20 protein-coding genes are annotated in these 17362 nt (G+C 59.0%); 12 read left to right on the top strand and 8 right to left on the bottom strand.

Annotation, left to right across the window (positions count from 1 at the left end; all coding sequences use genetic code 11):
• Positions 1-63: 63 nt before the first annotated feature.
• On the top strand, positions 64-954 hold the full coding sequence (locus tag SJY13_RS14030) for an epimerase (RefSeq protein ID WP_377191593.1): 891 nt from the start codon (positions 64-66) through the stop codon (positions 952-954).
• 6 nt (positions 955-960) lie between these two features.
• On the opposite strand, the gene SJY13_RS14025 is transcribed toward SJY13_RS14030, so the two are convergent.
• Positions 961-1989, bottom strand: coding sequence for an endonuclease/exonuclease/phosphatase family protein (locus SJY13_RS14025; RefSeq protein WP_377191591.1), 1029 nt, complete (start codon positions 1987-1989; stop codon positions 961-963).
• Entirely contained in the window at positions 1986-2765 is a 780-nt protein-coding gene (locus tag SJY13_RS14020; protein WP_377191589.1) for a hypothetical protein, read from the bottom strand. Before SJY13_RS14020 ends, SJY13_RS14025 begins: the two co-directional genes overlap by 4 nt.
• On the opposite strand from SJY13_RS14020, the gene SJY13_RS14015 reads away from it, so the two are divergent.
• Positions 2764-3048 (top strand): hypothetical protein, encoded by a 285-nt coding sequence (locus tag SJY13_RS14015; protein WP_200818593.1) that lies wholly within the window; start codon positions 2764-2766, stop codon positions 3046-3048. The genes SJY13_RS14020 and SJY13_RS14015 overlap by 2 nt on opposite strands.
• A 129-nt stretch (positions 3049-3177) precedes the next feature.
• Here SJY13_RS14015 and leuD read toward each other — a convergent pair whose 3' ends face one another.
• The 3 genes from leuD to leuC are packed head-to-tail and all read right to left on the bottom strand — an operon-like array spanning position 3178 to position 5821.
• A complete protein-coding gene (gene leuD, locus SJY13_RS14010) occupies positions 3178-3783 on the bottom strand; it encodes a 3-isopropylmalate dehydratase small subunit (protein ID WP_377191587.1) in 606 nt (201 codons plus the stop codon).
• Positions 3784-3825: 42 nt separating this feature from the next.
• A complete protein-coding gene (locus SJY13_RS14005) occupies positions 3826-4380 on the bottom strand; it encodes an HdeD family acid-resistance protein (RefSeq protein ID WP_085823530.1) in 555 nt (184 codons plus the stop codon).
• Positions 4381-4417: 37 nt separating this feature from the next.
• Positions 4418-5821, bottom strand: a complete 1404-nt coding sequence (leuC, locus tag SJY13_RS14000; RefSeq protein ID WP_377191585.1) for a 3-isopropylmalate dehydratase large subunit — start codon at positions 5819-5821, stop codon at positions 4418-4420.
• Between the two features lie 253 nt (positions 5822-6074).
• Here leuC and SJY13_RS13995 point away from each other — a divergent pair, with 253 nt between their 5' ends.
• The 4 genes from SJY13_RS13995 (at position 6075) to SJY13_RS13980 (ending at position 8953) form a co-directional block, all read left to right on the top strand.
• Positions 6075-7427, top strand: coding sequence for a mechanosensitive ion channel family protein (locus SJY13_RS13995; protein ID WP_085823533.1), 1353 nt, complete (start codon positions 6075-6077; stop codon positions 7425-7427).
• Positions 7428-7588: 161 nt separating this feature from the next.
• Complete coding sequence (rsfS, locus tag SJY13_RS13990) at positions 7589-7951, top strand: ribosome silencing factor (RefSeq protein ID WP_050605604.1); 363 nt, start codon at positions 7589-7591, stop codon at positions 7949-7951.
• Between the two features lie 44 nt (positions 7952-7995).
• Positions 7996-8466: a 23S rRNA (pseudouridine(1915)-N(3))-methyltransferase RlmH gene (gene rlmH / locus SJY13_RS13985; RefSeq protein WP_377191583.1), complete on the top strand. Its 471-nt coding sequence runs from the start codon at positions 7996-7998 to the stop codon at positions 8464-8466.
• 1 nt (position 8467) lies between these two features.
• Complete coding sequence (locus SJY13_RS13980; protein WP_377191581.1) at positions 8468-8953, top strand: flavodoxin family protein; 486 nt, start codon at positions 8468-8470, stop codon at positions 8951-8953.
• 3 nt (positions 8954-8956) lie between these two features.
• On the opposite strand, the gene SJY13_RS13975 is transcribed toward SJY13_RS13980, so the two are convergent.
• Positions 8957-9304 (bottom strand): hypothetical protein, encoded by a 348-nt coding sequence (locus SJY13_RS13975; protein ID WP_377191579.1) that lies wholly within the window; start codon positions 9302-9304, stop codon positions 8957-8959.
• A gap of 35 nt (positions 9305-9339) precedes the next feature.
• Complete coding sequence (locus tag SJY13_RS13970) at positions 9340-10050, bottom strand: DUF599 domain-containing protein (protein ID WP_377191577.1); 711 nt, start codon at positions 10048-10050, stop codon at positions 9340-9342.
• A gap of 81 nt (positions 10051-10131) precedes the next feature.
• On the opposite strand from SJY13_RS13970, the gene SJY13_RS13965 reads away from it, so the two are divergent.
• The 6 genes from SJY13_RS13965 to SJY13_RS13940 all read left to right on the top strand — a co-directional run bounded on the left by SJY13_RS13965 (position 10132) and on the right by SJY13_RS13940 (position 16343).
• Positions 10132-11580, top strand: a complete 1449-nt coding sequence (locus SJY13_RS13965; RefSeq protein ID WP_377191575.1) for an FAD-linked oxidase C-terminal domain-containing protein — start codon at positions 10132-10134, stop codon at positions 11578-11580.
• Positions 11581-11604: 24 nt separating this feature from the next.
• Positions 11605-12705 carry an FAD-binding protein gene (locus SJY13_RS13960; RefSeq protein ID WP_377191573.1) on the top strand — a complete coding sequence of 367 codons (1101 nt, stop codon included), beginning with the start codon at positions 11605-11607 and terminating at the stop codon, positions 12703-12705.
• A 4-nt stretch (positions 12706-12709) separates the two neighbouring features.
• Positions 12710-14032, top strand: a complete 1323-nt coding sequence (gene glcF / locus SJY13_RS13955) for a glycolate oxidase subunit GlcF (RefSeq protein WP_377191571.1) — start codon at positions 12710-12712, stop codon at positions 14030-14032.
• 118 nt (positions 14033-14150) lie between these two features.
• Entirely contained in the window at positions 14151-14942 is a 792-nt protein-coding gene (locus SJY13_RS13950; RefSeq protein WP_377191569.1) for a trypsin-like serine peptidase, read from the top strand.
• A complete protein-coding gene (locus SJY13_RS13945) occupies positions 14939-15754 on the top strand; it encodes a trypsin-like serine peptidase (protein ID WP_377191567.1) in 816 nt (271 codons plus the stop codon). The genes SJY13_RS13950 and SJY13_RS13945 overlap by 4 nt, the downstream gene beginning before the upstream one ends.
• A gap of 121 nt (positions 15755-15875) precedes the next feature.
• Positions 15876-16343 (top strand): Hsp20 family protein, encoded by a 468-nt coding sequence (locus tag SJY13_RS13940; RefSeq protein WP_085823543.1) that lies wholly within the window; start codon positions 15876-15878, stop codon positions 16341-16343.
• A 198-nt stretch (positions 16344-16541) separates the two neighbouring features.
• Here the strand turns inward: SJY13_RS13940 and SJY13_RS13935 are convergent, their stop codons facing one another.
• Entirely contained in the window at positions 16542-17288 is a 747-nt protein-coding gene (locus tag SJY13_RS13935) for a hypothetical protein (RefSeq protein ID WP_377191565.1), read from the bottom strand.
• Positions 17289-17362 lie beyond the last annotated feature (74 nt).

Below are 17362 nucleotides of genomic sequence, written 5' to 3'. Positions count from 1 at the left end.
GCTTTTCGGCAATTCCCTGAATGAACTGAATGGCCCAAACTGAAGGGGAAACAGGAGGTGACCATGACAAAGAACGTTCTTATCTTGGGCGCGACTGGCCGGTTCGGCCGCAATGCAGCCGAGGCATTCCGCGTTGCAGGCTGGTCGGTGCGCAGCTTTGATCGACAGACTCAGGACTTGCGACAGCAGGCCGATGGCGTCGACGTGATCGTGAATGCCTGGAACCCACCCTATCCGGACTGGGCCCGCCTTGTGCCCAGGCTGCATGGCGAGGTTATTGCGGTGGCCGCAGACACCGGAGCGACTGTGATTATTCCCGGAAACGTCTATGTGTTTGGGGCGCAGATGCCCGGTCCCTGGTCAGGTGCCACGCCGCACATGGCCCAAAACCCTTTGGGGCGGATTCGAATTGAGATGGAGGAGGCCTATCGCAAATCTTCGGTCAGAACGATCATTCTGAGGGCCGGGGACTTTATTGATACCACGGCGTCGGGCAATTGGTTCGATATGATTCTGACCAAAGGTCTTGCGCGCGGCGAACTGGTCTATCCGGGCCGACCGGATGTTTCCCACGCCTGGGCATACTTGCCGGATCTTGCCCGCGCAGCCGTGGCGCTGGCCGAGCAGCGGGGCAGCCTGCCGCGGTTCTGCGACGTGCCCTATACGGGCTACACCCTGACTGGTTCCGAGCTGGCACAGGCCCTGTCGCGCGTGACCGGTGACACCGTGCGGCTAAAGCAGATGCGCTGGTGGCCCCTTTGGCTGGCCCGCCCGTTCTGGCGCATGGCGCCGTTTCTGCTGGAGATGCGGTATCTTTGGAACCTGCCAAACAGCCTGGATGGGACGTTCTTTGATCAGTTGGTCGCAGGGTTTGAGCCCACGGAACCGGATGTCGCGCTGCGTCATGCGATACCAGACCCAACCGCGCGGCCGTCGGTGCTGGCGCAGGCCTGACAACTGCTATGGCGCGGCGATATCGACCCAGATCAATCGGTGCCGGCTGGCCGTTACGGCGGCCTCCCGCAGTAGTGTGCCGTCTGCGGGCCAGAACACGCCAGACCCCGTCACGCGCAGATCGGCTGAGGGCAGGATGTAATCGACACGCAATTGCCCCACGGCTTTCCATTCTACCGTGGTCAGTGCCCCCGAAGGGTCACGGGGTTTTGGGTCCTGCAAGCGGCGATCAGCCAATAGGCCGTGTATCGCCTCTTTGCGGCCCTCGCCCAGTGTGGGATCCTGATTGGCGTCTCCGGCGACCACAAAGGCCCCTTCGGGCCTGCGCCCCAACTCACCGTTCAGCAGCACGGACCACAGTCGGATTTCGTCGCGGTTGCGCAATCCGTTGCGATCCTCTGGCCCGTCAAAGACCGGCGGCGCGGCGTGAAACGTCATCAACTCCAGCGGTCCAATCGGAGTGTTCACCGGCACGACCCAATGGGCCATCGAAGACAGGCGCTGAATTTCTTGCGCCGCCTCCGAGGGAAAGGGCCCGGTCTCGGTCTGCGGCAGTTGCGCCCCGGGCAGGTCGCGCCACAGCAAGTCGGTAAAGTCCTGCGCCGTGTCTGTATCGATGGCGAACCGCGACAAGACTGCAAGCCCACCCTGACCGGTGAAACGTCCCCAGCCTTGCGCGTCGGCGGGGCCGGCCGTGCGTCCATCGCCATTCAGATCGAAGGGTGTTTCTCGCCCCGCATTTGGTTGGGGCGCAAAATGATAGGGGTAATCCAACCCTGCAGAGCGCAATTCGTCTGCCAGCGCGCTGAGGGCCTGGCCCCGCAAATCCCAGTCGATGCCCTGAAGGGTCACGATATCCGGCTGTGTCGCGACCAGCACATCCACCACCGCTTGCACCTGCGGTTCGCCGCGTTGGATATCGCGCAGCAGCAGCCCTGGACCTTTGCGACCAAGCTCGGTGTTGTACGTGGCTATGCGCACCGTTTCTGCCTGCGCCATCATCGGCAGCAGCAGCAGAATAAGGGTGCGGATCATGCTGCCTGTGTGGACTCGGCTGTGGAATAGGCGCGGCGCTTTTCGACGATCAGGCCCGCGATGCGCAACGTTGCCATGCCGCGCATGATCATGCTGGCTGGCAGGAAGGCCCAGGCGCTCATTGTCCAGATCAGGGTCTGAGGGTTGCTCAGCGAGATCGGATTGGCAAAATCGGTCAGCATTTTGATCAGAGCCGGGATCAGGAATGGCAGCAATACCCCGATCGAGATGTTCAGACGTCCGTCGCGCTGCAAGCGGGTGACCACGTCACCGCCTTTGGTCGGGTCGAACAGCGGCAGATTGGTCCAGACGTTGAATGCGCCGTTACCGGTCGGCCAGCCTTTCAGCTTCACGGCATAGGCAAAGCTGCCGATGGTGACCAACGCGGCCACGTAGGCGACACTTGCGGATATGCGAACCAGCTCGAGCAGGGGCGAGCTGGCATCCGCGGGCAGCATCAGGACGATCAGGCGCACGGGCGAATAAGGGAAGTCGACGACGTTGGCGACACCCAGACCGATTGCATAGGCAGAGGTGGTCAAATCAGTCGGCGCATAGGCATTTTTGCAGATCAGCGTCAGAAAAGTGACCATCGACATCAGGCCGACGAAACGCAGGCGGTTCACCGGCGGTGCGTCCCGGAATTCGATAAAGCTGGGAAAGGCCGAGTTGTATTCGGCAAAGGTCAGAAAAAAGGCTAGAATCGCGAGAAAGACAACAATCTCGGTGCCATTCGTTGACGATACGGGCAAGTACAACGCGGGGGTCAGCACCATGAGCGCGACCAATATTCCCCGAATTGCCGCCCCTGTTGTGCGTGCAATCACTATCCGAACCCTTTCACACTGGATTAGTCGATTCTTCGCCGACTTCATTCCAACTTGTGCCTGCCGTGTTCCGTCACAGCAGATGCCAAATCTCACCAACGTTTTTGTCTGGTGGGTGCCTGTCTCCACCAACATTGACGATAAGCGGCATTTCGCTCAAGCCGAGGTGCAGATAACATGTCATTTCGGGCAAAATGATGGCGCAACTGGTGCGCGATTGCATCATTTTTGACGCAAACGCGACGTGTGTATCGAATTGAGACCTAGATGTTGTGGCGGACTTGATTTCAACCCCAAGAATGCGAATGGGACCGCCTTGGCGATCCCATAAAGTTGAGTGTCCACAGATTCGTCCCCAGAATCATACCCAGGGGCGGGCTTGACTCGCGTGGTCTTCGAACTTGTCGATGTGATGGTCTTTTTCCATCGTCAGGCCGATATCGTCCAAACCATTCAGCAGGCAGTGCTTGCGGTGGGGGTCGACTTCGAATGCGATCACAATGCCGTCGGACGTGGTGATCTGCTGATCTTCCAGATGCACGGTCATGCGAGCGTTTTCGCCCTTATGCGCATCTTCCATCAGTACGGCATGATGTTCTTCTTCGACTACGATGGGCAGGATGCCGTTCTTGAAGCAGTTGTTAAAGAAGATGTCGGCAAAGCTAGTCGAGATCACAACCTTGATGCCGAAATCCTTGATTGCCCAGGGCGCGTGTTCTCGCGACGAGCCGCAGCCGAAATTGTCGCCGGCAACCAGAATCTCGGTGGCGCGATAGGCGGGCTTGTTGAGAACAAATTCTTCGTTCTCCCCACCATGGTCGTGATAACGCATCTCATCAAACAGGACGACGCCAAGGCCGGACCGTTTGATGGTTTTCAGATGCACTTTCGGAATGATCATATCGGTGTCGATATTGATCAGAGGCATTGGGGCGGCCACCCCGTGGACTTTTTCAAACTTTTCCATGTCTACACTCCTGCAGGAGAGGGCCGCGCCCAAGTCCCGCTGTTAAGCTTCTTTCGCTTCGTTTGTTTCGCCTTTGGGTGCGTCTTTGATGAAGAACGCCATGAAGACCAACCCGAGTCCGTTGAACAGCATCTCGATGCCCAGCAGAATCCCCAGCAGTTGCAGCAGCACGGCCGGATCAGTGGCGGCGAACCGCCAGATGATGATCGCCAGAACAATCGACATGATGCCGGAAATCAGCGTGGCCCAGAAATACTGCGTTCCCTTCATTTGGAACGACAGGATTACCCGGGCAATGCCGCCTGCCATGAACAGGATCAGGCAGACCGTGGCCAGCGTAACGGTGCCCTGCAGCGGGTGATCCAGAAAGGACCAGCCCAGAAACAGCATCACCGCACCCATAATGAGCGACAGAGCCTTGTTGCCGGTGCCTTCTACTGTAAACCCGCCAACAACCTGCAATGCGCCGGAAACCAGCAGCAATATGCCGGTCACCACTGTCACCGCAATCGACGCCACCGCCGGCGCGCCCAGCACGAAAATGCCGAACACTATGGACAGAAGCCCCAGCAGGAGCCATTTGATCCAGTCACTCATGTCTTCAATCCCTCAAATATCTAGATATGAGAGCTTCTTACATCAATTCACGGACGTCTGTCAGCCGTCCAGTGATTGCCGCAGCGGCAGCCATGGCCGGGCTCAGCAGATGGGTGCGTCCACCGCGGCCCTGACGGCCTTCAAAATTGCGGTTCGAGGTTGCGGCACAGCGCTCGCCCGGCTGCAACTGATCGGGGTTCATGGCCAGGCACATCGAACATCCCGCCAGACGCCATTCAAACCCGGCCTCTTTGAAAATCTCCGCCAGACCTTCTTCCTCGGCCTGTGCGCGAACAAGGCCCGAGCCGGGCACAACCATCGCCCGCATACCGTCCTTGACCTTCTTGCCCTTCAAAATCTCGGCTGCGGCGCGCAGGTCTTCGATCCGACCATTGGTGCACGAGCCGATAAAGACGGTGTCGACTTCGACATCGCTGAGTTTCTGACCAGCTTCCAGTCCCATATACTCGATGGACCGGCGGGCCGCGTCGACCTTGCCGCCCTCAAAGTCTTCGGGGTGTGGCACGGTTGCGGTGATCGGCAGCACGTCCTCGGGGCTGGTGCCCCAGGTGACTACAGGGGCGATGTCTTCGCCGCGCAGGGTGATGACCTTGTCGAAATGTGCGTCATCGTCGGTATAGAGCGTTTTCCACCAGTTCAAGGCAGCTTCCCACTGCGCGCCCTTCGGGGCGTGTGGGCGGCCTTTGACGTAGTCATAGGTGGTTTCATCCGGAGCAATGAGACCGGCGCGCGCGCCGCCTTCGATCGCCATGTTGCAGACGGTCATGCGGCCTTCCATCGACAAATCGCGAATCGCTTCACCGCAATATTCGATCACATAGCCGGTGCCCCCGGCGGTCCCGGTCTCGCCAATCACAGCAAGAGTGATATCCTTGGCGGTCACGCCCGGCTGCAATTTGCCGGTGATCTCGACCTTCATGTTCTTGGATTTCTTCTGGATCAGGGTCTGCGTGGCCAGAACGTGCTCAACCTCGGACGTACCAATGCCATGGGCCAGCGCGCCAAAGGCACCGTGCGTTGCGGTGTGGCTGTCGCCGCAAACCACGGTCATACCGGGAAGGGTCCATCCCTGTTCCGGGCCGACAATGTGGACGATGCCCTGACGCACGTCATGAACTGGATAATAGTGAATGCCAAAATCCTTGGCGTTTTTGTCCAGCGCTTCGACCTGAATGCGTGATTCGGGGTTTTCGATCCCGTTCACACGATCGGCGGTGGTCGGAACGTTGTGGTCCGGTACCGCAATGGTCTTTTCCGGTGCTCGCACCGGGCGGCCGGCCATGCGCAGCCCTTCGAAGGCCTGCGGGCTGGTTACTTCGTGAACCAGATGGCGGTCGATATACAGCAAACAGGTGCCATCATCGGCTTCGTGCGCGACATGGGCATCCCAGATCTTGTCATAGAGTGTTTTGGGGGACATTGGTCCTCTCCCGTATGTAATGAGAAATAGCTGGCGAGTGGCTGGGTGCCGCCTATAGGCAGGCCAGAACCGTGCGGGCGGCCCCAAAGAACCGTTCACGCAGGCGCGTGCGGTCTTGCAGTGTCGGAGCAGGGGCCAAGTTGAGTCTCATGCGCACCAGATATATCGGGCCTTGCCGTCAATCAAGGTTCAATCCGGCATCAGGCTTGCATCACAACAAAACGCTGTTCAAGCTGCGGGTCAGGAGACCTGCATGAACCAAGACCTGATCCCCAGTTCGCTGGCTGACCTTTATGACACCATGGTCGCGGGCTTTACCGTACAATTTGAGAACCTTGCCGAATTGGTCGTCACGCCGGGCTGGCGGCAGTACCAGCTTGTGATTATTCTGGGTCTGTGGGCACTTGCCGTTGTGCTGAAACTGACGACGCAAACCCGGTGGGACGCCTGGGCCCGCGCCCGCATCGGATGGCCAAAATGGCGACTGCGCACGTTGATTCAGCTGAAGCAGCGCCTGACCCTGGTCTATTTCGTGCTGATTTCCTGGGCGCTGTATACGGTGATGCAGCAGATCACCTGGCCCTCACGCAGCTATATTATCGGAGTGGTCGCGACGCTGGCCGCCGCCTGGCTGGCTATCGCGCTGGTGGCCCGGTTGGTGCGCAACCGGACGCTGCGGCGGATATTCAAATGGGCAATGTGGGTCTATGCAACGCTGATTGCGCTGAATCTGACCGACGATGTGGCTGGTTTTCTGGACGGGGTGGCGATTTCGATTGGCGATCTGCATATCTCGGCACTGGGTATCCTCAAGGCGATTTTGCTGATTGGTGTCTTGCTGACTTTGGCGCGCATTGGCACCCGCGCTGCTGAACGGGGGCTGCAAAACAACGATGACATCACCCCGTCCATGCAGGTTCTGTTGTCCAAAGGAATTCAGGTGCTGTTGTATGGTGCCGTCTTTCTGGCTGCCATTCGCACGTTGGGGTTCGATCTGACCGGCATTGCGCTATTGTCGGGGGCAATTGGCGTGGGGATCGGGTTTGGCCTGCAAAAGGTGGTGTCCAACCTGATTTCAGGGATCATCATCCTGATGGACCGGTCAATCAAACCGGGCGATGTGATCTCGCTGGGCGATACGTTCGGATGGATCAACGCGCTGGGTGCGCGCTATGTGTCGGTGGTGACGCGCGACGGGCGCGAATACCTGATCCCAAATGAGGACTTGATCACCAATCAGGTGGTGAACTGGTCGCATTCGGACCGGTTTGTGCGTTTGGATCTGGAGTTTGGCACCAGCTATGACGACGATCCGCATAAAGTGCGCGCAACGGCCAAAGATACGGTGAAAACTGTCCCGCGCGTGCTAAGCGGAAGTGGCCATGAACCGGTCTGCCATATCACCGGCTTTGGTGACAGCAGTGTGGACTATTTGCTACGTTTCTGGATTAGCGACCCGACCAAGGGGCTGACCAATATCCGGGGCAATGTCTACCTTGCGCTGTGGGATGCGTTCAAGGATCAGGGCATCTCAATCCCCTTCCCCCAGCGCGAAGTTCGGCTGCTATCCGACGACGCAGCTGCGCAACAGGTCGCCAAAGAGTGAGCCGCCGTGCGCCCGCCTACGCGGCCCTTCATTGAAATGTTGCATTCCCCTTGCTACCTTATTAGTACCTCTGCGCCGGGGTTTCACGGCGCGCAACAAAGGAGGACTATGTCCTGTCTCTACATACCCAGGCGGGTTTGCCTGCCGATGAAGGGGCCAAGATGATGGCCCACTCTCAGTCAATCAGCGACAAGCTGCTTGAGCGTATCCTTTCCTCACTTTCCGATGACAAGGCCGAAGACGTCGTGCAGATTAACCTGCAGGGCAAGTCGTCCGTCGCGGATCACATGGTCATTGCCTCGGGTCGTTCGACCCGACAGGTCTCGGCCATGGCGGAAAAACTGACGGATCGCATCAAGCAGGAATTCGGTTTCACCTCAAAGGTCGAAGGCAAGGATGCCGGCGATTGGGTGCTGATCGATACGGGCGACGTGATCGTCCATATCTTCCGCCCCGAAGTGCGTGAATTCTATCAGCTGGAAAAGATGTGGTTGCCCCAGGGCGGCAGCGCCTCGGCGAACTGAGGCGCTATCCCGGCCTGTATTGAAAGGCCGGAGACGAGAGAGACATGCGTATCAGCATAGTTGCGGTCGGGCGATTGCGCGCCGGACCGGAGAAGACCCTGCTTGACGACTACCTGACCCGTTTCGACCGGACCGGGCGTGGCTTGGGCCTTGGGCCTGCCCGCTTGATCGAGGTTGAGGACAAGAAAAACGCTGGGATGGGGGCCGAGGCCGCGTTGCTGCGGAAGGCGCTGCCGAAGGGCGCGGTGATCTGCACGCTGGACGAACGCGGGCGGGTGATGACCTCACCAGATTTTGCCAACAAACTGGGCGGCTGGCGCGATGCGGGGCGGCAAGATCTGGTGCTGATCATTGGCGGGGCCGACGGAATAAACCCTGAATTGCGGGCCGAGGCTGATTTTTCCATCTCCTTCGGGTCGATGGTTTGGCCGCATATGCTGGTTCGTGTGATGTTGGCCGAGCAACTTTACCGGGCCGCAACCATCCTGTCGGGCGGTCCCTATCACCGGGTCTGATATGGCGCAGCTTCTGATCGTTTACCACTCGCGTACCGGCGGAGCCCGGCAAATGGCCGAGGCTGCGGCAGACGCTGCACGGGATGAGGCCGAAACCATCCTGAAACCCGCCGATCAGGCAGGGCCCGAAGATTTGCTGCGCGCCGATGGTTACATCTTTTGTGCACCTGAGAATCTGGCGGCGATTTCGGGTCTGATGAAAGAATTCTTTGACCGATGCTATTACCCGGTGCTGGGGCAGATCGAAGGCCGCCCCTATGCCCAGATGGTCTGTGCCGGATCAGATGGCGAAAACGCCGCGCGTCAGACCGCCCGTATCGCCACCGGCTGGCGGCTAAAAGAGGTTCAGCCGCCGCTGATCCTGTGTACGCACGCGCAGACCCAGCAGGCCATTCTGGCCGAAAAGACTATCGCAAAAGAAGAATTGGATCGTTGCCGCGAGATCGGTGCGGCGCTGGCCGCAGGCCTTAGCCTGGGTGTGTTCTGAGGTTCAGTTCAGCGGGACCAGCGTGGCGTCGGCATTCCAACCATCGACATTGCACCGGGCCTGTATCTGCACTTGGCTTACCCCGTCAGGGATAACAACGCCGCCAAGCGAGCGGGTGAAGGGCTGTTCGGTCTCATGCGGGTGATGCAGCACCCGCATCCCCAGTTCCTGCCCGTTCATATCCAAAACCCGCCATCCGTCCGCGTAGTGATCCCAACCGGTATCCGGGTGCCGGATGGTCACGTCGAATCGCCATGTCTCACCAGTCTGACGGGCCGATACGTTCTCGATCACGGAAGGGTCGGCAAAGGCGGGTGTGGCCAGAAGGGCGCTGAGAATCAGATATCGCATAGCGCGAATATAGAAGCAGGGTGGATGCATGGGGATCACGTCTCTGTGTTGGGTGGAAGGGTCAACAGGATCGACCGTGATTGCGAGGCAAACTCGCGTCTGTACAATACGCCAAGGGTGATTAGTGCTCCCAAAATCAAAGCAATTGGCCCCAGTATCCACGCCAGCGACGCCAGTGCGAAATAGGTGCCCCGCAGGCCCCGGTTAAAGCTGCGCGCGGCTGTGACACTGATTTCCGCCGCCTGCGCCGCGCGCGGATAGGCCAGCGGATCGTCAGGATCGTTTGGGACCGCAGCCATGATGACGGCGCAATAGCCAAACAGGCGATGCGCCCAGACATATTTCAGAAACGCATTGGCCAGGAACAGGATGACAACCAGGATCTTGATCTCCCACACCAGTGCCGGGGCGCTGCCGATGGCCAGATCGCTGGCCACCCCGGCCAGCCGTTCGGTATTGCCCAACAGCGCAAGCCCGCCCCCAATGGCGATCATCGTGGTTGAGGCAAAGAACGTGCTGCCCTGCCGCATCGCCGCAACAACCTGTGCGTCGAACATCCGGGGCTGCCGTGTGACCATTTCCTGCATCCAGCAACGGCGGAAATCGTCCATCATCATCGACACAGACTGCCTGTCCGGCGATGGATGCTCGATCCGCCAGCCGATCCACTGCCAGGCGCATAACAGCAGCACTACAGCGGCGTAATCCAACGTTGAAAACAGCAGGGCGCGGTCAATCCAGGTCATGGGTGCGACAGTAGGGGCAGAGATAGGAACTTGCCAGATGGGTAAATTGGTAATATTATTTTACCAAACGGAGGATCAGCGATGGAAATGCCCCGGCCAAATCCCGAAGTTCTGGCGCGCAAGCAGATCGTGGTATCGCGTCTGCTGCGAGTCTTGCCGCAGGACGCGGTCATTCACGACCCGGCCGAGACGCGCGCCTATGAATGCGACGCGCTGACGGCCTATCGCTGCCCGCCGATGCTGGCGGTTTTGCCATCATCGACGGCAGAGGTCGCGGATGTGCTGCGCATCTGCAATGAAGAGGGCGTGCCGGTGGTCCCGCGCGGCTCGGGCACCTCGCTGGCTGGTGGGGCGCTGCCCACGGCGGATTGCGTGATTCTGGGCATCGCACGGATGAATGAGGTGCTGGAGGTCGACTACGACAACCGCTTCATCCGCGTGCAAACCGGTCGCACCAATCTGAGCGTCACCGGGGCCGTGGAAGAGGAAGACTTCTTTTACGCCCCCGACCCGTCATCGCAACTGGCCTGTGCGATTGCGGGCAATATCGCGATGAACTCGGGCGGTGCACATTGCCTGAAATACGGCGTGACCACCAACAACCTGCTGGGCGTGACGATGGTGATGATGGATGGCAGCGTGGTCGAGATTGGCGGCGCCCATCTGGATGCGGGCGGGCTGGACTTGCTGGGGGTAATCTGTGGCTCCGAAGGTCAGCTGGGCGTTGTGACCGAAGCCACCCTACGCATTCTGCACAAACCCGAAGGCGCAAGGCCTGTTCTGATGGGGTTCGACGATAATGAGGTCGCCGGGCAGTGTGTGTCAGACATCATCAAGTCAGGCATCCTGCCTGTCGCGATCGAGTTCATGGACACGCTGTGCATCAAGGCCTGCGAAAACTTTGCCCATGCAGGATACCCGGACTGCACCGCGCTGCTGATCGTTGAGGTTGAGGGCTCTGAGGCTGAAATCGACTATCAACTGTCCAAGATCATCGAGATCGCCAAACGCCACAACCCCGTCGAGCTGCGCGAAAGTCAGTCGGCCGAGGAAAGTGCGAAAATCTGGTTGGGCCGTAAATCCGCCTTTGGCGCGATGGGGCAGATGAACGACTACATGTGTCTGGATGGCACGATTCCGGTGTCCTCGCTGCCCGAGGTGCTGCGCCGGATCGGTGAGCTGAGCGAAGACTATGGTCTGCCTGTGGGCAACGTGTTCCACGCCGGTGATGGCAATATGCACCCGCTGATCCTGTTTGATGCCAACAAACCCGGTGATCTTGAAAAATGCGAGGCATTTGGCGCCGATATCCTGCGGCTCTGCGTGGATGTGGGCGGGTGTCTGACTGGCGAACACGGGGTGGGGATCGAAAAGCGGGATCTGATGACCCACCAATACGCCCCTGCAGACCTAGAGGCGCAGATGGCTGTCAAGGATGTGTTCGATCCGAACTGGTTGCTGAACCCAGCCAAAGTCTTCCCGCTGGATGTGTCCGAGGCTCGCCGCGATGCGCAGATCGCTGCAGAATAACGGCTCTAACAAAGAAGAATTGAAATGAAACCTGAGACAGAAGCCGAGCTGGCCGAGATGGTGGCCGGGTTGACCGAGCCGGTAAACATTGTTGGTGGCGGCACCCGTGGCATAACCGGACCCGCAGCCACAATCGAAACCGTAGGCTTAAGCGGCATTGCGCTGTACGAACCCGGCGCTCTGACCATCGTGGCACAGGTCGGAACGCCGCTGGCTCGGATTGAGGCCGCGCTAGAGGCGGAAGGGCAACAACTGGCGTTTGAGCCCATGGATCACCGGGGCTTACTGGGCACCGGAGGAACGCCGACTATCGGCGGTGTCGTGGCCACCAATATATCGGGTCCGCGCCGGATTCAGGCTGGGGCCTGTCGCGATTTCCTGCTGGGCGTGCGCTTTGTCGATGGCGCCGGGCAGGTGGTTAAGAACGGCGGCAGAGTGATGAAGAACGTGACCGGCTATGATCTGGTCAAGTTGATGGCGGGGTCCTGGGGCACATTGGGTGTACTGACCGAGGTGTCGCTGAAGGTTCTGCCCAAGCCCGAGGTCTCGGCAACGCTGGCCATCCAGGTTCCGGACACCACAACCGCCATCCGTGCGCTGTCAGCGGCGTTGAAATCCCCGTTCGAGGTCAGCGGCGCAGCCTATGACCCGCAGGACGGCCAAGCCCTGCTGCGGGTCGAAGGGTTTGCAGAGTCAGTGGCCTATCGCGTCGAACAGTTGAAGTCCGTGTTGGCGGGTATCGGCGAGATCGCCGAGGTCTCGAATTCCGCTGCTCTGTGGCGGGCGCTGCGGGACGTCGCCGCGTTTCACGGCAAGGACGGCGATGTCTGGCGCATTTCAGTCAAGCCCTCGGACGCGCCTGACCTCGCCGCGCGTCTTGAGGCAGAGCAGACACTGTTTGACTGGGGTGGGGGGCTGATCTGGGCTTTGGTTCCCAAAGGCACCGACCTGCGCGCCCGGTTGGGTGCTTTTGAAGGTCACGCAACGCTGGTCCGGGCAGAGGCCTCTACAGCTGAAACCCTAGGGCGGTTTCAGCCTGAAGCTGCAGCCGTTGAGGCTCTAAACAGGGGAATTCGGCACAAATTTGATCCACGCGGTTTGTTGAATCCGGGGCTGATGGGGTAAGCACATGCAAACGACGTTTACCGAACAGCAGTTGCAGGACCCGGCGATCAAACGCTCGAACGAGATCTTGCGCAGCTGCGTGCATTGCGGCTTTTGCACCGCTACCTGCCCGACCTATCAGGTGCTGGGCGACGAATTGGACAGCCCGCGCGGGCGCATCTACCTGATCAAGGACATGCTTGAGAATGAGCGGATCCCTGACGCGAAAACGGTCAAACATATCGATCGCTGTCTGTCTTGCCTGGCTTGCATGACCACCTGCCCGTCGGGTGTGCACTACATGCATCTGGTAGACCACGCGCGGGAATACATCGAAGAGAACTACAAACGCCCCTTCACGGATCGGGCACTGCGGTGGGTATTGGCACAGATCCTGCCCTACCCGATGCGGTTCCGCTGGGCGCTGATCGGGGCAAAGCTGGGCCGCCCGTTGCGGCATTTGATGCCGGATGCGCGATTGCGGGCGATGTTGGACATGGCGCCGAAACATATCCCGCCCGTCAGCCGCAATGACGACCCGCAAAGCTTTGCACCCGATGGACCGCGCATCAAACGCGTGGCACTAATGACGGGTTGCGCGCAAAAGGCGCTGAACACCGATATCAACGACGCCACAATCCGCCTGTTGACACGGACGGGGTGCGAGGTCGTGGTGGCGGACGGAGCAGGGTGCTGTGGCGCGCTGACCCATCATATGGGCAAGTCGAATGAAAGCCATAAGGCTGCAATAGCCAATATTAGAGCCTGGATAAATGAGTTGGACGGTGACGGTCTGGACGCCATCGTCATCAACACCTCAGGCTGTGGCACCACTGTGAAAGACTATGGCCATATGTTCCGCGATGGCCCTTTGGCCGAAGACGCCGCGCGGGTGTCCGCCCTTGCCATGGATATCAGCGAGTTGCTGGTGCAGCTGGACCTGCCTGAAGGCGCGGACAAGGGCATGACTGTTGCCTATCACGCGGCCTGTTCCCTGCAGCACGGGCAGCAGATCAAAACCCATCCCAAGGACCTGCTGAAACAGGCCGGATTCACAGTGGCTGAACCCGCCGACAGCCATTTGTGCTGCGGCAGTGCCGGGACTTACAACCTGATGCAGCCCGAAATCTCGGGCCAGTTGAAACAGCGCAAGGTCAAAACGTTAGAGGCTAAGAACCCTGATGTGATTGCGGCTGGCAATATCGGCTGCATGATGCAGATCGGGTCAGCCACGGATGTTCCGATTGTGCACACGGTCGAGTTGCTGGACTGGGCCACTGGTGGCCCCAAACCCCGGGCAATGCAGCAGAATAGCACTGTCGCATCGAATGTCCCGATCCTCAGGTAAAACCGGCTGATGCGGCGCTGCATCAGTTACCGCATGAAACCATTTCCGGCACACGCGCCCTATTTTCGCCCTACCCGACGCATAGGAGAATAGGTCAACAAAAACGCCGGAGATTTGCGTGCGAAACTGGATCAGGGCTTTAGCGCTGGCTTTAACGCCGATGGCCGCCATGGCGCAGGACAGCGGGCTGAAAAGCCTGGACACCACCGATGCCGGACGGGCATGGATGGCGGTTGGCCGTCTGAACATAAACGGGTCAGGGTTTTGCACCGGCACACTTGTGTCGCCGACACTTGTTCTGACCGCAGCCCATTGTCTGTACGACAAGGTGACGGGCCAGCACATCGACTTGTCGCAGGTCGAGTTTCTGGCCGCGTGGCGTCTGGGTCGTGCCTCGGCCTACCGGGCGGCGCGACAGGCCGTCATCCATCCGGATTACCAGTATGACACCAAGACCCCGAACGCAGGTTTGCGCAGTGATATCGCGCTGATCGAGCTGTGGCAGCCGATTCGAAATACAGCGATCATTCCGTTTGAAACCGGCACCCGACCACGTCGGGGCGAAGAGGTCGGCGTCGTCTCATACGCGCATGACCGGGCCGAAGCCCCTGCGCTGCAAGAGGTTTGCTCGGTCATTACCCGCCGGACAGAGGTTCTGGTGATGTCCTGCGATGTCGAGCTCGGCTCGTCTGGTGCCCCGGTCTTTTCCTTTGACGGCGACCGCCCGCGCATCGTGTCGGTTGTTGCAGCCAAAGCTGAATATAAGGGGCAGCGCGTCTCCGTGGGAACCGCAGTAGAAGGTTCGCTGGAATTGCTAGAGGCAGAACTGCTCGCTGGTCGCGGATTTTCTGCGGCGGCCCCGCCAGGTGGAACAAGCCGAAACATCGGCGCTCGGTTTATCAAGCCATGATGCGGTTTGTGTTAAGCCTTTTGCTGTGCCTGACGGTCTTGCCACTTGGGTCACACGCGCAAAGTGACAAGCGGAAACTGACGGACCGGGATGATCTCTATGGCTGGGAAGCGGTTGGTCGCCTGGATATCGGTGACCAGGGCTTTTGTACCGGCACCTTGATTGCGCAGGATCTGGTTCTGACGGCGGCTCATTGCGCGGTGGATCGCGCGACGGGGAACCCCTATGCGCCTGAAACTGTGACATTCCGGGCTGGCCTGAGTGACGGAACTTCCCTGGCCGATCGCAAGGTTACTCAGATCGCGGTCTATCCCGGGTATACCAACCGCCCGGAATTGACGGTCGAGTCTGTTCAGGCAGATGTCGCTCTGATGCGGTTGGACCAGCCGATACCGTATACCGTGGCGAACCCGTTCGCGTTGTACAGCGGCCGCGTGACAGGAGCCGAGGTCAGTCTGGCCTCGTACGGGCGCGGTCGGTCCGAGGCGATCATGCGTGAGCGGTCCTGTCATATCCTGGACCGTCAACAAGACCTGATCGTCTTTAATTGTGATATTACTTATGGCTCATCCGGATCGGCGCTGTTGGCCAAAAAGGGCTCGCGCTGGCAAATACTGTCGGTCGTATCCGCCGTCGGCGCCTATCGCGGCCGGAAAGCCGGATTTGGCATGGAACTGTCTGGAATCGTGTCTGAACTCAAGGCGATTTTACGTCGCGCTGCCCCCCAACCCAAGGCCACTATTCGCCGCTTGCAGGTGGGATCGGGTAAATCGAATACGGGCGCGAAATTCATCAATTCCGGCGGGTCTTGAACTCGGCCAAAAGCTACCCATGTGAAATGTATCGGGTCGCCACAAACGGGGCCCGGCTACATCACCGCCCGTCCAAACGGAGGGCAAAACCGTACATCGCTCTGATATGAGGATATGACACATGCGTACATTTGATTTTGCACCGCTGCACCGCGCCACAGTTGGCTTTGACCAGATCGCCGACATGATGGATCGGGTTTTGACCAATGACGTGGCACAACCCAGCTATCCGCCTTACAACATCGAAAAAACCGATGCCGACACCTATCGCATCTCGGTTGCTGTCGCCGGGTTTTCGGAAAGCGACCTGTCGGTCGAAATGAAGGAAAACGCACTGATCGTGGCTGGCAAGAAAGCCGCCGAGGACGCAGAGCGCAGCTATTTGCACCGTGGCATCGCCACCCGCGCGTTCGAGCGCCGCTTTGCCTTGGCCGACCACGTCCGCGTCACTGGCGCGAGCCACGAAAACGGTATGTTGAACATTGACCTCAAGCGCGAGGTCCCCGAGGCCCTGAAACCGCGCCGGATCGAGATTTCCTCGTCCAAGGCCATTGAAAAGGATGTGGTTGACGCCAAAGCCGTGAACTAAGGCGGTCGATCACCACGCCGCGATAGTCTTCTCCTCTCTGGGCTATCGCACCACACGCCCCGCGTTCCTCCAGACGCGGGGCGTTGTTTTTAGAGCAGGTGAGCGGCGGGCAAAAAAATAGCGCCCGCACTATTGCGAACGCCTTTTTTCAGAACCATTTTTCACGCAGGTGAAAGCGGTTGAACTACCCAGAGCGTATCAAGCTGCGGCTTTTCTTCTGCGATGGGTTACGAAACCCAAGCTAAACAATGCCCCCCCCAACAGTAAAATCGACGGAGGCAAGGGAACAGCGGCCACTTGTATCGCGTCGATCGAGAAGCCGTCATTCCGACGGGCGACATCACCACCCAACGCGGTATAGTTGGCCAGCGATATTCCGGCAGTCTTTGTCGGAGCCCCGAAATTAATTGTAACCAACCTAACGTTGCCATCCGACAATCTGCGATCAGTACGGAGTTCATGGCTCTCGCCACCTGCGGTTATGCGAAGGAAGCCACCAGCATCGCTGCCGTCGCTCAGAGCAAACGTCAGTTTATCAAACGCTTTTCCACCAGCAAGCGCCACATCCCAGCTCAATCCCCAGGTGTCATTGCTGTCCAAAAACCACGAGCCGTTAGGAGAAAGGTTTTCACGTCCAAAAACGTTTCCCTCTCGCAAGGCCAGCATACTTCCACTGTTGCCCGGCAATCCGGAAACCGTGCCACCCGAGCCGATGCCACCCAGAGTCGAGAAGGTTCCAACCGAAGTAGAGAAACCGTTGGCAACTTCACCTTGTCCGTAGGTGGCGCCATGCGTTTCAAACCCTTCTAAAATCCCAGAGCCCGATCCGTAGATTGAGTTGTAAGAAGCCTCGGAATACTCGACCACGTCGATTGTTAACGCGTGGGCGCTGAAAGCCCCACAGGCCGAAACACTGGCCGCAATGAGTACTCTTGATAAGTTCACCGAAATTTCCCCCACAACTAACAGAAGAACGATAGCTCAATAATCTGTTTTCGCAAAACGTTCTGTTTAAACAC

The organism is Ruegeria meonggei (assembly GCF_042768335.1).
Taxonomy (GTDB): Bacteria; Pseudomonadota; Alphaproteobacteria; order Rhodobacterales; family Rhodobacteraceae; genus Ruegeria; species Ruegeria meonggei.
This window is presented reverse-complemented; position numbering and strand designations above follow the sequence as displayed.